The sequence below is a fragment of the Sulfobacillus sp. TH-112 genome (assembly GCF_057473405.1).
In genome coordinates this window covers 1-16065 of record NZ_JBYCKN010000197.1, presented here as the reverse complement: position 1 = coordinate 16065, position 16065 = coordinate 1, and the positions used below count along the sequence as shown (strand labels likewise).

The following is a 16065-nucleotide window of genomic DNA, read 5'->3' as shown; positions in this document are numbered from 1 at the left end:
ACCTTATCAAAAGATTCCCATTTCAGATCGTCACTTTAGAACGATTTATGTGACGCATCAAGATGTGCTCGCGCCAATCGACCCGAATAGATGGAATGGCGATCCAAATGTTTCGCCGTCAGCGAAGAACCGACCACCGCCAGAACAATCGCCGGCAAAATACCGCTCACATGGTGGGTCAATTCAAACGTAAAGACAATCGCTGTCAGCGGTGCTTCCATGGCCGCAGCCAAAAACGCCGCCGCCGCCACTAATGGTTCGGTGGGACTCACCGCCAAGGTCGTTACCACATGGCCCAGCCTCCCCAGCAAAGCGCCAATGACCGCTCCGGTACTCAACGTCGGCGTAAAGAGTCCTCCCGAAGCCCCACTGCCAATAGTTCCGATCGTAGCCACTGGCTTCAAAAGAGAAAGCGCCAACAACCCTAGAATCAACCCGTTTCCACTAAAGACATATTGCGCTAAATCTCGACCATTCCCAAGAATCAACGGATCCCAAATAGCCAGAACACCCACGATGGCAAACACCACTGCTGGCAAGACAATCAGCGCCCATTTTTGCGGTCGATGATCATGCGCATATACGATACCTCGTGTATAAAGCCCCGAGAAGACTCCCATGATCGGCCCAATAACGACGGCAAATACTAACATCCCCCAATGGATGGGAGGAAGCGGTGCCACACGGTAGAGCGCTTGGTTGGGAAGAACCGACCACGACACCACGGTGGCAACGCCCGACGCCAATAGTGCCGGAAATACTAACGGGAACGATACCGTGCCCAAATATAATTCCAATGCAAATACCGCCCCAGCAAATGGCACGTTATACACCGCGGCCAGTCCAGCTCCCGCTCCGCAGGCAATGAGGATAAAGCGCTCCTCATCAGCAATACCGAGACGACGCGATAAAAAGTCAGCTCCTGCTGCCCCTACCCGTTGCGGGGCGGCTTCGCGCCCAATGGAGCCACCCATTCCTACCGTGACCTCGGATAGCGCGCTTTCAATATAGGTCCACAAAAAAGAAAGCGTCCCACGCTGTGTCCAAACCACTTGCGTCGGCTCGCCCGCACTTTTCTTAGCTCGATTGCGAATGAGATAAAGACCCAGTCCAGTGATGAGACCACCCAAAGCCAATACCCCTACCCGACGTACCCATCCAAAATGCGACACCATCACCGCATAGGAGGTCCCGGATGCCGGGAACGCCAAGTGCTGGGTGACGCGTAAAATCGTCATCATGATAATGGCACCGATACCCGCCAATAGACCGGTGGCTAACACAAGCCCCCAAAAACGTAGTGATAATTCGGTCAGTTTCTTCGGAATATTTGCCTGCTCGGTGGTACGTGGATCTGAAGCCATAACTCACCTCCGCATCTCTAGTATAAGATACGAAATCTGATTAATCGATTCGATTTCCCATCCTTTCACAATCCATGGAGGGGTTACCTCAGTGATAGAGGCATCACACACGCAATAAAAGTCCCAAAACGGGCACTCGTCTTAATAGCAATCCGACGAATTCGTAAGAAGGCGCATCGATGGATTATCATTCAAATCCGTATCACCTTATAATTTCTCCGACCTCAGACGGGTTCGGAATACCTCTCGATGATCGTAGACCTCGGGGGCTACCTATAGCCCGACACGGCCACATTGTTCCATTACGAGAACCGCCAACCCCTTGATGATCACTTTAGTTTACATTATTGTAATATCATGTTTACATCGCAACGGTACCATTCCCTTCGATGTTGCCAAGGTGTATCGTGAACATCACTGGAGACCCTAGGTCTCACAAAGGAGAGACGTTATGAAATTTGGATGGGCTCCCATATCTCTCGGAATTGGGCTAGTCGGTATGCTGTCGGCGTGCGGCACCACTGCCTCCACGTCGGTGGCCAAAGCCCCCCCAGTGGTCCATGGGCTGGCTAACGTGGCCTATGCGGGGTCATTAGAAGAAGTCAACAACTTGGATATGGGTCCAGCATTTGAAAAGGCTACGGGTAATCAGTATCAAGGTCAAGGCGGTGGGTCTTTTGGAGTGGCTCACGAAATTGCCTCAAAAACTTTAGCACCGAATGTCTTCGAAAGCATTGGCTATGCGCCCATTGAGGACATTGAACCTGGCTTTACCAAATGGGGCATGAGTTTTGCAGCAAGCCCGCTGGTTGTTGCGTATAGTCCGCACTCGCCCTATGCTGCTGAGCTGAACGCCATCAAATTGGGCAAGAAACCGTTAAAGGACCTCTTCACAGTGATGGCAGAGCCGGGCTTTCATCTAGGTCGGACCAATCCGAATACCGATCCCCAAGGGCAAGCCTTTTACATGATGGTAGAACTCGCGGCCAAAAAATATGACCTACCACAATCAACCACCACCGCGATTCTGGGATCGCTAGATAATAGCCACGAAGTGTATTCGGAGGAAGGCATCTTATCGCTATTGCAATCAGGTGGCCTGGACGCATCAAGCGCCTTCCTCTCCGAAGCCTTACAGCGCCATCTCGACTATATTTCCCTACCAGCCTCATTGAATTTTGCCAGCCCTTCGGAAAGTGCCCAGTATGCCAGTGCATCATTGAAACTGAGTGACGGCAGTACCATTCATGGGGTGCCACTGACTGTGGATATTACCACGGTCGGTAAACCCACCCCAGCGGCGTTGTCCTTTATAGAATTCGTGCTAGGTCCTAAAGGCGAGAAAATTATGAAGTCCCAAGGATATAGTGTGTTTTCTCCGGAAATTTCAGGTTCACGATCAGCCATTCCTACAGCCCTCAAGGACGACCTACAATGAAAAAAGTCACGGGAGCCATTGCTATTGTCGCGATGGCTCTGCTGTTTGTTCCCATCGCCATTTTGGCCACTAAAGCTGGGCAAATGGGGCAAGTACTGCATAGTCCCGGGACAGTCGCGGCCATCATGACCACGCTCGGCGCCGGCATCACCGCCTTGATAATTGATATGATACTAGGCATTCCTCTCGCTTGGGTGCTCGCACGTCGATTCAATGCATTGGGACAGCGTGTCGCTGGGACCGCGCTCATCGTTCCGCTTCTGATGCCCCCACTGGTGCTCGGACTTGTTCTCGCCTATATCGTAGGGCCAGCATCCCCGATAGGGGGTACCTTTGACCTTTCCAACACCTATGGAGGGTTGATCCTCGCGGAAGTATATGAGTCGCTTCCCTTCTTTGTATTTACCGCGTGGGGTTATCTGCGCACTATCCCTCGAACTCTAGAAGAGGACGTCTGGGTACTCGGCAAAGAACCGGCAGCGACGTTCCGGTTTGTCCTCTGGCCCATCGCTCGCACCGGGTTTGCCGTTGCTTCCGCAATGGCTTGGGCACGCATTGTAGGAGCATTTGGAGCCCCAGTAGTGGTGGCCTATCATCCGAGTGCTCTCCCGGTCGCCATCTGGATTCAATTGGAAGAGACCGGGCTTCCGGCAGCTCTAGGCTTGGCTCTTTGGCTCATTTTGGTTTCCTTGCCGTTGCCCATCTGGCTCAATTGGAGGTATGGTCGTGCTGACATTTCAAAGCGATAGCCCTCGCATCCATGGTCACTTTCATCTTGAGGCTGGAATTGTCGGAGTCATTGGTCTTTCCGGTTCAGGAAAAACATCTCTCTTTCGTCTTCTTACTGGTTTGGATCGTAATGAGACCACCTCCGTGCAGGTGAATGACCAACCTCTTCAGCGCATCGCCGTATGGCATCGTCCTATCGCCTATGTTCCACAAAAGCCGAGCCTCATTCCACATCGTACTGTTGCGTCGCAACTGCAGTGGATTCGGGGAAATTCACCGGTTTCTCTAGATGCTTGGGCAGAAATCCTTGACGTCGCAAAACTCATATCGCGTTATCCGGGGGAGCTTTCCGGCGGGGAGCAACAGCGCGTAGCACTACTTAGAGCGCTCATGGCCGATCGGCCCATTCTATTACTCGACGAAGCTCTGTCGGGAGTTGACCGTCCTCATCGCACCGCCATTTTTCAAAAACTTGTTGAATGGTGGCCCAATGATCGCTTACTACTTTTCTCCACCCATGATTGGGACGAAGCCGAAAGATTCAGTCAACAGTTGCTGTATGTGGAGCAAAGCTGCCTCTATGCACCTATTCCCCAACGGGAAATCCGCCCCCTGACGGAAAACATGGCCCATCTGATGGGATTTATCGGCCTCCTCTCAACTCCGCAAGGAAAAGTCTTTCTTCACCCCGACTTAATGCAGGCCGGGACGGTAGAAGGAGCTTTGTTCATTCCTGGCGAACTGACTGTTAGCGATTTAGGCGCCCTACAGTCAGCATATGACTTTCATATGGCTGACCAGAATAGGCGCTGGCGATGGAATGGCCCGAAACACACGTCGGGACAGTTTCAGGGAGTGAGCCTCACCCATACCATTTGGGGTGCCAGCGATTGGAGGGATTGGTGATGACGACCTTTGGTCAGTTTTTGCAGCAAGAGCGCCATGCACGAGGTTTGTCGCAACAGTCCTTAGCAGAACGGCTGGGCACAAGTCGGCAGACTATCATTGCCCTTGAAAAGGGGCAACATTGGCCCAGTCTCGAAATGGCGATGGACATGGCACGCATATTTGACTGCTCCCTCGACCGCTTGGCGTCCTTCCTTAGTACATCTGCGTCCGTTGCTTTGCGTCTTTTTCCTGGATCCGAGTTATTAAAAGGGGCTCAGCCGGTTGTCTGCTCAAGAATGGGCACCACCCGCATTATCGTACCGACCGCATTACTAGGGGCGACCCAAGACTACCCCGATGCTGTATGGGATCCTCGCACCCAATTGCTCACTCCACTCCCAGGGGCACGGCGCGAAGACCGGGTGATCCTGGTGGGGGGCTGCGATCCGTTTCTTCCCTGGCTCTCCCAAACCTTTCATGAAAAATATCCCGATTGGCACATTCAACCCATTCGTCTCTCAAGCCAGAGAGCACTCAAAGCCTTTCACGATCGTCTCTTGCACGTGGCGGGAATCCATATATTCGATGAGGTGAGCGGTCACTATAATCCTCAGCACCTAGTTTCCGTTCCCCATATCAAGATCCCGTATCTCAGGTGGGTCGAAGGACTTTTACACCAGATCGATGAACCGATAGAGCGCATTGCCATACGCGAGCCCGGAAGTGAGGCACACTCCCTCTTTGTTCGCCGCGGTCAACACCTCGCCCATCCCACAGAAACCTTTTTTAATCATCATAGTGTTCTCGAAATGGTGCGAACGCGCTCAAACTGGGCTGGAGTCGGTTTGGGAGCTCTGGGCGTTCCTCATGGTCTCGCGTTCGATCCCTGGGCTGAGGAACAATATGATCTTTTCATCGCCCGAGACGATGCGGCATCGGAGTGGGCCACGGCATTTTTGGACACAGTGACTTCCCGTCAACTCAGCGCCCGGCTCAGTCACCTTCCTCATATTTTGCACACCGCTCCCTAGTCTTTTCAAAACGTCCGTAGTCTTCCCCATTCAAGCAAATATGGTGGCTCACCGCCTCGTACCAAGATTGAAGCATCAATGGCTGGGGCTTCTAATCGAGTGACGAGTCGCAATGGCTTTGTGACGCTTAAAACCTCTCAATGCTACGAACTATTTTATAACCCCCAAGGGGGAATACCTAAAACGAGGTGACCTATTGCGTACTCGACAACGATTGGAGAGTCAAGGATTGCGAAGGGCGCTGTCCCATCGCCAAATGCAACTTCTTTCGATTGGTGGAGTCATTGGTGTCGGTTTATTTTATGGCTCGGGAGTCGCACTGCAACTTGCCGGACCATCCATTATTATCGACTACGCCATCGGCGGCATTATTGTGCTCATTATGATGCGGGCTCTTGGGGAAATGACCGTCGAAGAACCTCTAGCCGGATCATTTAGCCGTCACGCAGAACGCACAATGGGGCCGATGGCAGGATTTATCACCGGCGGAATGTGGTGGTTCTTTTGGGTATCCACTGTGATGTCGGAGCTATCGGCGATTGGCCTTTTGATCCAATACTGGGCTCCCAACTTCCCTCCGTGGATTCCCGGCCTCATTGCCTTAGTGCTCTTTACCTTGGCCAATTTGACCAGCGTCCAAGTTTTTGGCGAAGTCGAATTCTGGTTCGCGGTACTCAAGATCATCGCCATTGTGGCGTTTATTCTTTTAGGTCTTGGGCTGGCCGTCACAGCCATGACGGGCGGACATCACGAAGCCGGATTTTCGAACCTCTGGCGCTACCACGGATTCTTTCCCAAAGGCATAGGCGGCATGATGCAAGCCTTCTCTCTGGTGGTTCTTGGGTATAGCGGAGTGGAAACGCTGGCCGTCACCGCGGGGGAGTCAGAGGACCCGCATAAAGCGATTCCGCGAGCTGTCAACAATGTGAGTTGGAGAATCTTGATTCTTTACGTCGGATCGGTCTTTGTCATGCTCATCGCCTTTCCCTGGAATGCACTGGTTGGTCATCACACCAGTCCCTATGTCCTCTTGTTTGCACGAATCGGCCTCCCGGCGGCAGCCACCATTATTAATGGCATTATCATCACCTCGGGACTCTCCTCGTCCAATACTGGCTTATACGGTGGTAGTCGGATGCTCTTTTCCATGTCTGACAAACGCTTCTTGCCTGCCTCCGTAATGACCCTGAATAAACGCAAGGTGCCGAAGTTTGCCGTCTGGATTACCGGCGTTGGGATGTCAGTGGGCATTTTGATGACCTATCTCGCACCAAACTCCGTTTACGTCTGGATTTCCAGTGCCGCCTCCTTTGCCGCACTGTGGACCTGGGGTACGATAGTGATATCTGAGATGATTTTTCGTCGAAGGTTCCGCGGAAAACTGCGTTTCCCTATGCCAGGCTGGCCCGTTGTGCCAATCATCGGCTTGGTCCTCATTGTCACCACTTTTATCGCCATTGCCGTATCCCCACTAACAGACATTTCAGTGTGGGCGGGTGCGGTGTGGTTGCTGTTACTCGTCATCTGGTGGTTCACCTATGCCCGCCGACGCAATGCCAGCCACGAAAATCCCCTTTCTTAAACTCAAGAACTGTGAATGGCCTGTTGCAGTGCCCTCCACAACGGTGCTGCTGGATTATCCACAAAAGTGACCCTGGCGATGGACACGGAACATCCGTCCTCCATGCGCACAGTGATTTTCTTGCCTTGCGCACTCTCGAAAGTCATCGTGGCAACTCGTGTGACAAGGGGGCAAAACCCAAATTGCAACTGGTGCAAGGCGTTAATTTTGTTGCGGAGATCGATTAGCGCCCTGCGATTGTCCGACGTCACCTCTTGACTAACACCATCGACTGTAACGGTTCCTTGAAGGCGAACAGGTGAAAATAAAATCTTGGTCGCGAGCGGGCGAGGTGGATTGACGGTATCCTCTCCCCAGTACGCGTAGCAAGTCATCCCCGGCCGAGGCGAATACACCGTCACCGATATCACCAAGGCAGGATTGGATGCGGAAGAAAAGCTCAAAGACTGTTCGCCTACCCCGCTGCGACCATTCCCTAAGGTGCTTTGACTAACAACCCCATCACCCCTTTGATGAAATTCACGTTGAACCCATGAAATGAATTGGGAGGTAGGATCAGGCACGACATAGGATGCGCTTTCCCCTAAACGCGCATAAGGCGTACCCGGAATGGCAGTAATCACACCGCCGGGAAATTTTTGATGGCTTATCCGGCTTCTCTGGATGAGTGGAAGCGTAAGCGACGTCGTCCCCGGCACCCGGGGCACGGGCAGCGTCTCGCTGGCCTGATAGCGCAAAACGAGTGACGTTGTCGACGATGTGGGCGATGTAGGCGCAGCAGCAAGAGCGATGAGTGGTGCTCCTATCAATCCCAGTGCAATGGCGAATCCTTTCAGTGTCAGCATAGAGCCTCCGCTTCATTTGTGATACCGAGATCTCATCGTACGTCATAGAAGATTTAGTTCGGATTTCTCCCATCGCCCCGGCGAGAACACCAAAGCGTATTGAGCCGAACTTCTCTCCTGTCACCTATCAAGATAATACACCGGACCCGGCTAAATCCCACATCGTATGCGCCCAATGTCCGAGTGTCTGGATCATCGAATAAAGCTGGCACATCTCAAGAACTAGGCACGAATCACCTACTTTTGACACCTTCATCCATGGCGAATAGCTCGCTTTGCCCATAGGGTCTGTGCGGCTCAAGGCACAGCGGCTTGGGATTTTTCGCCTGGACCCGCCTTTCGCTGTTAATAGCTTCTGAAAATAGGGAGTTTCACACAAAAATGGGTAATATGATGGGTGAGCTTGTAGCTCATCTCCCCAACAACATTTGCAGGAGGTTACGTTGTGGAAGACTCTCATACATCCAACAACCGTCACGGGATATTAGGCGAGGTGGAAACGGTTGGCATTCAACCCGTTCCCAACAGCGAGCGCACCATGACGTCATCCAAAATGACCGTGGTATGGCTAATGGCCTCTGCATCAGCTACGACTCCCTTGATTGGAGCATTGCTATTCCACTTTGGTGTAGTCGACATGGTTCTCGCCATTGTGCTCAGTTGGCTCATTGGTCTTATTCCCGCGGGAATTTTTTCGGAAATGGGCCGAGAGGTCCCGGTCACGGGCCTTATCGTGGCGCGCAAGAGTTACGGTACCGTCGGAGCCTTTCTCTTCTCCGTCCTCTTTACCTTCGTAAATATGGGATGGTTTGGGCTAAATACGGCGGTAGCGGGAGAGACCTTAAATGCCATCACTCATTCTTCTGGAAGTTTGTGGTTTTGGCTAATTGGGGCTCTTCAGGTTATCCTGGTGCTATTCGGCATGAAGTGGCTGGAATACTTTTATCGCTATACATCGGTCATTCTTTTGGTCTGTTATGGAGTACTAACATTCTATCTCTTGTCTCACTTTCATGTTCGCATGCCTCGGGCGTCCACACCGATGGCATGGGGTGCAGCTATCACCACCATCGTCACGTTTTCAATTTTAGCCTGGACCTACAAAGTGTCCACCGTCTCTCGATTTGCCGTTCCATCACTAGAGACCCCAAAGCGCACCGGATTTTTCCTGGCGCCGTCAGTCGGCATTATGATCCCTGTATTAGTGATGGGGCTTATAGGAATGTATTCACAAGGAGCCACAGGAAACTGGAACCTGGCTCTATTGGGGGCACACGCTCCGGTATGGGGTGTCATTGCCGCGATTGGTGTGGCTCTTGCCATTATTCATACCAACGCCATGAATCTCTACCCATCTACGGTCGATCTGCTGGTAGCGTTAAATACGCTACGCAAGCCTACCCGATGGGAACAACCTCTCGCTACCGTCATTCTGGGAGTACTCGGAACGGTATTGGCTATTTTGGGAATCCTGAATCACGTTCAGGGCTTTCTTGACGTCATTGGCGACGTCATTATTCCTTTCACCTTCATCATGTTGGTGGACTGGGTTTGGGTGCAGAGGCGACGCACCCCTACAGAAGCATTTTATGAGCCACCCAAAACCAGTAAAGGCTGGTGGAGTTGGTCCGCAATCATTACCTTTGCCATTGGGGTTGTCATTAGCGTATGGGGCGGCGATTGGCTCCCTGGACTCTTTACGACAGTACTACCATTACCTGTCGTCGGTGGCGTGGTTGCAGCTATCTTGTTCGCTCTATGGGAAGTTCCCCAAAGCCACCGTTCGTAGCCATCACCACGATTCGAGGCAGAAGATAAGATCTGCCTCGAATCGTCTATGCCGAATGAGTCAAAGACCATTCGCCAGCGACATCTATGAGGATTTTCCCTGTGCTCTGGCGACTCTCCATCCATTGATGCGCGGCAGCCATCTCTGCCAATGAAAAATGTCGTCCGATCTGCATTACCAAATTCCCTTCAACCACATATCCCATGACAGTTCGAGCGGCACCTTGCAAGAGTTCGGGCCGTTCATTTCGCACGGTCCCGAGACTGTATCCCAATACCGAGCGACAACTTCCATGTAGATCGCCAACACGAATGGATCCAACGTCACCACTCGCGCTTCCGTAATGAACCAAACGGCCAAAATCGCGAAGAACCTCTAAACTCCTTTCTGACACCCCACCACCAATGGAGTCGAGCACCACATCCACTCCCGCGCCGCCAGTAATCCGATTTACTGCGGCCACAAAATCTTCTTGGTTGTAATTAATCACAGCGTCGGCGCCTAACGACGTCGGCACGGCCTTCTTTTCATCCCGTCCCACTGTTCCGATGATACATGTTGCTTTCAAAATGCGTGCCAGTTGAACTGCTGTCGTGCCCACTCCACCCGCTGCGGCATGAATTAAGATGGTCTCTCCAGGTTCAATTCGCGCCACATCGTGAAGCAATTTATAGGCGGTCAATGCGACAATCGGCAATGCCGCTGCCTGGTCCCACGATAGACCATCCGGCAACGGAAAAACCAATGCTTGGGGTGCCACAACCCACTCCGCATACGCTCCTTGAGAGGGAAATGCGGCCACCCGCATGCCCGGCTGCACTGTCTTTACCGCTGAACCCACTTGTTCGACAATACCGACCGCATCTAATCCGGGAATAAAGGGCAATTTCGATCCCCCATGATATCGCCCTTGTCGAGCTTTGATGTCGGCAAAGTTTACGGAGGTCTTAATGACTCGAATCAAGACTTCATGTGCCTCAGGGACGGGTGTCGGGAGCTCTCTTAGCGTAAGCACCTCTGGTCCTCCAAGACGTTCTACAACGATAGCTTTCATCCCTAGTTCACCTCTCGTTTCTCTATTGTACTAAAGAGGCCCCATTTCAAGCCTACGTTTCGTGTGATAGCGCCTCGACCACACGCGTGAACCTTTAGAGATACCGTGCCATTCCTCCGTCAACATCTAGTATGACCCCCGTAAGATAGGACGCCTGGTGAGACAGGAGAAAGAGCACCGCCGCTGCTGCCTCTTTAGGTTCCCCAAATCTTCCCAATGGGATATCGAACTCTCGAACGCGGTCATGAAAAAATTGCTCATCTTTGGCCATCCATTGCCCAGAATAAATAAATCCAATACTCGCCGCATTGACACGAATATTACGCACCGCTAATTCACGAGCAAGCGCCTTAGTGAGTGAACTGCAGGCCGCGCGATTTACGCTCGAAGCAAAATATCGGGGGTCTGGGCTCTTTCCGACGATCGCGGTGATATTTACAATCCTTCCTCCATCGGGCATGATCTGCAACGCGTGTCGCGTCATCCGTACTTGAGCCATTACCTTCACGTCAATGTCCTCGCGCCATTTCTCATCTGTCAGTTGTGAAAAGCCTCCTGGAATGGCTCGTCCCGCATTGTTAACCACCATATCGACGTGGCCCCATCGGTGCTCCACCTTGCTTACAAAGGCGCCAATGCTTTCAGGATTAGAGACGTCCAGTGGCTCCACCATCAGTTCATCAGCATCATGCATCAATCCCTCAAACTCCTCCACATGCCGAGACCCGGTTGCCACCCGCACCCCTTCGTCCAAGAGCGCCTCCACCACTGCCCGTCCAATCCCTCTGGAACCGCCCGTCACAATCGCCACCTCATTGCTAATCCCTAAATCCATAATCGTCACTCCTTTGCACGCGTTCTATGTCATCAACCAATAAGAACCGTCATGATTTGCCTGTATTCGTGGTATATTTAAAAAATTCCTTCTTAAATTAAGAAGGAAGGGCATCTCTGGCTCCGTTTGATCAATTGACTAACGATGATCAGACTGGGATAAGTCCATCAGAACGGTTCTTGCGAACCATTTGTCGCTCAGGCAATATCGGCCTGCTGGCCCCCTTCTCCGCCCATCCTGGAGGGGCCACGAAGACTTCACACGTCTTTTACGCCACACACTGTGGTAGACCACTAAAATTCCAAGACTTTGATTTCTTGGATATCTCTCTCCCCACTCTTTACATATATCTATGAATTTGGCATAATACCGAAAAGCCCCGTGAACGAGAAGAATTTTATACCCTCTAAGAGAAAGCTGGGACGATGGAAACCAGTAGAGCGGATAAAATTCGATTCCACTCGGGAGGGTTTCGACGACGAGTCGAACGCTAGCCGACGTATCGGCACATGAGCGGATGGAGCACAATCCATCAATTAGGGTGGCACCGCGGTAATCCCGTCCCTAACTGGGGGCGGATTTTTGTATTCCTTCCGTCCTTTCACATATCACGTGACCGACTACTGAAGGAGGACGATTTGATGCATATATTATTGCCGGGCCCCACGCCGATCCCCAATGCTGTCGCTCAAGCGCTGATGACTCCGATGTCTGATCATCGGGGAGCCCCGTTTCGAGAAGTGCAAGGCCAGGTCTTAGACGGTCTCGCCGAACTCTTTGCGACATCCACATCACACGATGTCGCAGTGTTTCCCGCTTCTGGCACCGGTGGATTAGAAGCTTCAGTCCAAAATCTTCTGATGCCGGGCGACCTCGTATTGGTCGTAGAGACAGGTCTTTTCGGCAGGCGATTTGCCGAAGTGGCTAGAGCCCAAGAACTACAAGTCGATCGATTAACCGTTCCTTGGGGAAACGCATTTACCGTGGACGAAGTCATGGAAGCCGCACGGCAAAAGCGCTATCACGCAATTTTAGTCACCCACAACGAGACCTCGACAGGCGTGCAAAACCCTGTCGAAGCGTTAGGGCGTGCACTGAGATCCTCTGATCTTACACCCTTCTATATCGTCGACAGTATTAGCGGTGTTCCCTCACTTCCTCTGCGGATCAATGACGGCGTTGACGTCATTATCGCAGCGTCTCAAAAAGGATTTATGTGTCCTCCCGGGCTCGCCATTTTGGCATTTTCTCCTCGCGCCCGAGATGCTGTATTGACGCACAGGCCCGGACGCTTCTATTTCGATGTTCAGCCCTATCTCCAAGGAAATCTGCCCTATACACCAGCCGTGTCGCTATGGTATGGCCTCCGGGCAGCTCTGACACAGCTAAAAGAGGAAGGGGCCGAAGAACGACTCCAACGTCACCGCTTATTGCGTGACTTAGTCCGTGCCTATGGTAAGGCGGGCGGACTCACTCCCATGGTCGATGACGACATTGCCTCCCCTACTGTGACCGCATTGCGGCTCCCCACAAGCATCGAACCTACAGCCCTGCGTCAAAATCTTGAACGTGCCGGACTGCAAATTTCCGGAGGACTAGGCGAGTGGCATCACGACGTGATCCGTATCGGTCATGTAGGTCATGTGGATGTTGGAGATCTCTGGGCAGGGCTCGGACTGTTAAGTGCCTTTATACCTCACCCAGAGCTGGCCTTAGCCGCTCTTCACAAACTATCGAAGACCCCAAAATGACTTTCACAACTCACCCGCGAATAAAAGGAGCCATATTATGAGTCGCCCAAAGATCCTAGTGACAGAAACGCTTGGTCCACGAGGGCTGGAATATCTAGCCCAATATGCGGACGTCGATGCGCACGACCTTCTTCCGGTAGGAGAACTTCCTCGTCTCATCGACCATTACGATGCGGTGATAATTCGTAGTGCCCATCGACTCACCCGCGATTTGCTCTATAATCATCCCCGCCTTAAAGTGGTAGCGCGCGCCGGAGCCGGCGTAGATAACGTTGATTTAGATGCTGCTACCGAGTTTGGCATCGCGGTCATTAATGCACCGGGCGCCAACGCCATCGCTGCGGCTGAACACACCTTTGGCATGTTATTGGCGGTGATGCGAAACATTGTGGATGGCAATCAGCATGTGCGCGACGGCGGCTGGGACCGGGCACGGTTTCTCGGCCAGGAGCTCTTCTCGAAGCGCCTTGGCATCATTGGCCTTGGCCGCGTGGGCCGTAATGTCAGTCGGATCGCCCATGGGTTTCGCATGACGGTCAGCGCCTATGATCCCTACCTCACTTCAGAAATCTTTCAATCCCATGACGTGAAAGAAATAACCCGTCTCGAGGATTTACTTGCCCAATCCGACGTTCTTACCATCCACACCCCAAAATCAGGTCCAAAACTTGATAAGGCGCTGTTGCGTCTACTGCCATCTGGGGCGGTGGTCCTCAATATTGCTCGTGGGGGCCTAATTGATGACACGGCCTTAGCGGAATTGATCACTGAAGGACATATTGCAGGAGCGGGTATTGATGTGTTTTCGCCCGAACCTCCTGCTCCAGAATCCGCATTACTGCACGTGCCCCATGTTGTCACTACTCCCCATCTAGGGGGGTCCACACACGAAGCCATGGTAGAAGTGGGCATGATGACCGCTCGAGGAGTGCTCGAAGCACTCGACGGGAAGACCCCTCCGAACCTGGTTAACGTCCCCATCCCCGATGTTCCGGAATCTCACCTCAAAGCCTTGGATCGCGCCATCAATGTCCTTGGAGGTATCTTTTCCACCTTCTATCGCAAGAGCGACACTCCCTTAGTTCTGAATCTCAGCCGTGGTTTGAATGGTTCGGCCATCCCGTGGCTCAAGCAGGCCCTCTTGGCTTCAGTGCTGCAAAACCAAGTGGATGAACGAGTCAACACCGTGAACTCTCTCCTCATTGCTAAACAACAAGGCGTACAATTGCTGGTCAATACAGACTTGGCTGATGAGGGCGAAGCGCGACTGCAATTAAGATACGAAGGGCAAAACGATACCCAAGTCGAAGTAGCACTACAAAAAGACGTACTCCAAGTCAAAAAAATTGCGGGCATCGCGCTTGACTTTCCTTGGTCAACGCCTGCTCTCGTGACACGCCACCAAGATGCACCGGGAATTGTTGGCCGCGTGGGCAGCTTAGTGGGTGACCACCAAATTAATATCGGTCAATTGTATCTTGGTCGAAGGGGCCCCGGCCAAGAGGCTCTCATGATTCTCACGCTTGATACCGATCCTTCGACCGAGCTACTCGAGACGCTCGCCAGGGAGCCCGGCATCTCTGAAGTTTACGTATTCAGTAATCTTTAGCGCTCGGCCCAAGCAGTGCTGCGCGCTCGGTAGCCGAGATTACGGCGGTACGGAGGATGTCGGGCCATTGCGCCTCGCCAAGCACCTTGAGCAGCGCTTCCGTGGTCCCGCCGGGCGAGGCGATATCAGAAATCCAGTGAAGGATTGCGGTCGACGAACGGTCTCGCACCATACGGGCCGTTCCTTCGACCATGGAACTCACCAATATTCGAGTCTGGTCCCGTCGCGCCCCTAAGGCCACGCCTGTCTCAATCAAGGCATCCAACAATAATAAAACATACGCGGGGCCACTTCCCAAAAGTGCCGTATAGGGATTCATCAACGTCTCATCCACCGCCATGACGAGCCCGAGTTCGGACAACAGTGTCACTACCTGTTGTTCTTGCTCCTCCGTGGCCCCATTAAACGTACAAAGCGTCGTCGACGCACCATACTCTGATAAAATGTTCGGCATGATACGGGCCAAGGGGCTCCGCAATCCCAATTCACGCAGACTCTGAAGATCCCAACCTGCTACAGCCGACACCACCATGGCCTCCCCTAAATAGGGTAATAATTGGGCCACGGCTTGGGAAACATCCTGGGGTTTCACCGCCAAAACCACTATCTCCGACGTGGTCACGGTGTTAAGATCATAGTGAACTGATTGCCATTGCGCGGCCTCCCAAAGATCTCGGTGATTTTCTGATCGCGCCACAATGGCAATGCAATGCTTTCCGCCAGTGACACGATCCCAGCCCTGTACCAGCGCCCGGGCCAGATGTCCAGAACCAATAATCGTCATCGTACTCACCCATATTCTCCTTTCCCCACAAAAAAATCCGCCCCTAAGGGCGGACAAGTCCGCGGTACCACCTTAGTTATTGTCTCACGACAATCACTTCAAGTTCCGATAACGGGGGTCCGTGCCGTCACTGCAAAAACTGGGAAGAGTGCCGCTAATGTGGTCTTTCACTGGACACCACTCGCTACGCCAATTGAACACTCGTAGGTTTTCTGACGACCATAATTTTTCAATTATTTTACTACACTATCGAGGTAAAGTCAACCTTTCGATATGACTCACAAAAAAGGTACTCGAAAATGGTTCGTTGCCTCACAACAAAATGTACTCGAAAAAGGAGTGTTGTGATGGCAACCCGAAGTGTGC

Annotated in this window: 13 protein-coding genes; 8 read left to right on the top strand and 5 right to left on the bottom strand. The window is 52.4% G+C overall.

What is annotated here, in order from left to right:
• Nucleotides 1–35: 35 nt before the first annotated feature.
• A complete protein-coding gene (locus ACOJWD_RS14610; protein WP_486993981.1) occupies nt 36–1364 on the bottom strand; it encodes a chloride channel protein in 1329 nt (442 codons plus the stop codon).
• 451 nt (nt 1365–1815) lie between these two features.
• Here ACOJWD_RS14610 and ACOJWD_RS14605 point away from each other — a divergent pair, with 451 nt between their 5' ends.
• The 5 genes from ACOJWD_RS14605 (at nt 1816) to ACOJWD_RS14585 (ending at nt 7032) form a co-directional block, all read left to right on the top strand.
• Nucleotides 1816–2802: an extracellular solute-binding protein gene (locus ACOJWD_RS14605; protein WP_486993980.1), complete on the top strand. Its 987-nt coding sequence runs from the start codon at nt 1816–1818 to the stop codon at nt 2800–2802.
• On the top strand, nt 2799–3551 hold the full coding sequence (locus tag ACOJWD_RS14600; RefSeq protein WP_486993979.1) for an ABC transporter permease subunit: 753 nt from the start codon (nt 2799–2801) through the stop codon (nt 3549–3551). Before ACOJWD_RS14605 ends, ACOJWD_RS14600 begins: the two co-directional genes overlap by 4 nt.
• The gene (locus ACOJWD_RS14595; protein ID WP_486993978.1) at nt 3529–4437 is read left to right on the top strand and encodes an ATP-binding cassette domain-containing protein; all 909 of its coding nucleotides are present in this window, start codon (nt 3529–3531) and stop codon (nt 4435–4437) included. Before ACOJWD_RS14600 ends, ACOJWD_RS14595 begins: the two co-directional genes overlap by 23 nt.
• Nucleotides 4437–5450 carry a substrate-binding domain-containing protein gene (locus ACOJWD_RS14590; RefSeq protein WP_486993977.1) on the top strand — a complete coding sequence of 338 codons (1014 nt, stop codon included), beginning with the start codon at nt 4437–4439 and terminating at the stop codon, nt 5448–5450. The genes ACOJWD_RS14595 and ACOJWD_RS14590 overlap by 1 nt, the downstream gene beginning before the upstream one ends.
• A 196-nt stretch (nt 5451–5646) precedes the next feature.
• Complete coding sequence (locus tag ACOJWD_RS14585) at nt 5647–7032, top strand: amino acid permease (protein ID WP_486993976.1); 1386 nt, start codon at nt 5647–5649, stop codon at nt 7030–7032.
• Between the two features lie 2 nt (nt 7033–7034).
• Here ACOJWD_RS14585 and ACOJWD_RS14580 read toward each other — a convergent pair whose 3' ends face one another.
• Complete coding sequence (locus tag ACOJWD_RS14580) at nt 7035–7877, bottom strand: hypothetical protein (protein ID WP_486993975.1); 843 nt, start codon at nt 7875–7877, stop codon at nt 7035–7037.
• A gap of 445 nt (nt 7878–8322) precedes the next feature.
• On the opposite strand from ACOJWD_RS14580, the gene ACOJWD_RS14575 reads away from it, so the two are divergent.
• The gene (locus ACOJWD_RS14575; protein ID WP_486993974.1) at nt 8323–9666 is read left to right on the top strand and encodes a purine-cytosine permease family protein; all 1344 of its coding nucleotides are present in this window, start codon (nt 8323–8325) and stop codon (nt 9664–9666) included.
• Between the two features lie 46 nt (nt 9667–9712).
• Here the strand turns inward: ACOJWD_RS14575 and ACOJWD_RS14570 are convergent, their stop codons facing one another.
• Entirely contained in the window at nt 9713–10720 is a 1008-nt protein-coding gene (locus ACOJWD_RS14570) for a quinone oxidoreductase family protein (protein WP_486993973.1), read from the bottom strand.
• 94 nt (nt 10721–10814) lie between these two features.
• A complete protein-coding gene (locus ACOJWD_RS14565; protein ID WP_486993972.1) occupies nt 10815–11555 on the bottom strand; it encodes an SDR family NAD(P)-dependent oxidoreductase in 741 nt (246 codons plus the stop codon).
• Between the two features lie 641 nt (nt 11556–12196).
• Here ACOJWD_RS14565 and ACOJWD_RS14560 point away from each other — a divergent pair.
• Together ACOJWD_RS14560 and serA are read left to right on the top strand one after the other, a co-directional pair.
• Nucleotides 12197–13306, top strand: a complete 1110-nt coding sequence (locus ACOJWD_RS14560) for a pyridoxal-phosphate-dependent aminotransferase family protein (RefSeq protein ID WP_486993971.1) — start codon at nt 12197–12199, stop codon at nt 13304–13306.
• A gap of 37 nt (nt 13307–13343) precedes the next feature.
• Entirely contained in the window at nt 13344–14915 is a 1572-nt protein-coding gene (gene serA, locus ACOJWD_RS14555; protein ID WP_486993970.1) for a phosphoglycerate dehydrogenase, read from the top strand.
• Here serA and ACOJWD_RS14550 read toward each other — a convergent pair.
• On the bottom strand, nt 14902–15699 hold the full coding sequence (locus ACOJWD_RS14550) for a pyrroline-5-carboxylate reductase family protein (RefSeq protein ID WP_486993996.1): 798 nt from the start codon (nt 15697–15699) through the stop codon (nt 14902–14904). The two genes, serA and ACOJWD_RS14550, sit on opposite strands and share 14 nt — an antisense overlap.
• Between the last annotated feature and the right edge of the window lie 366 nt (nt 15700–16065).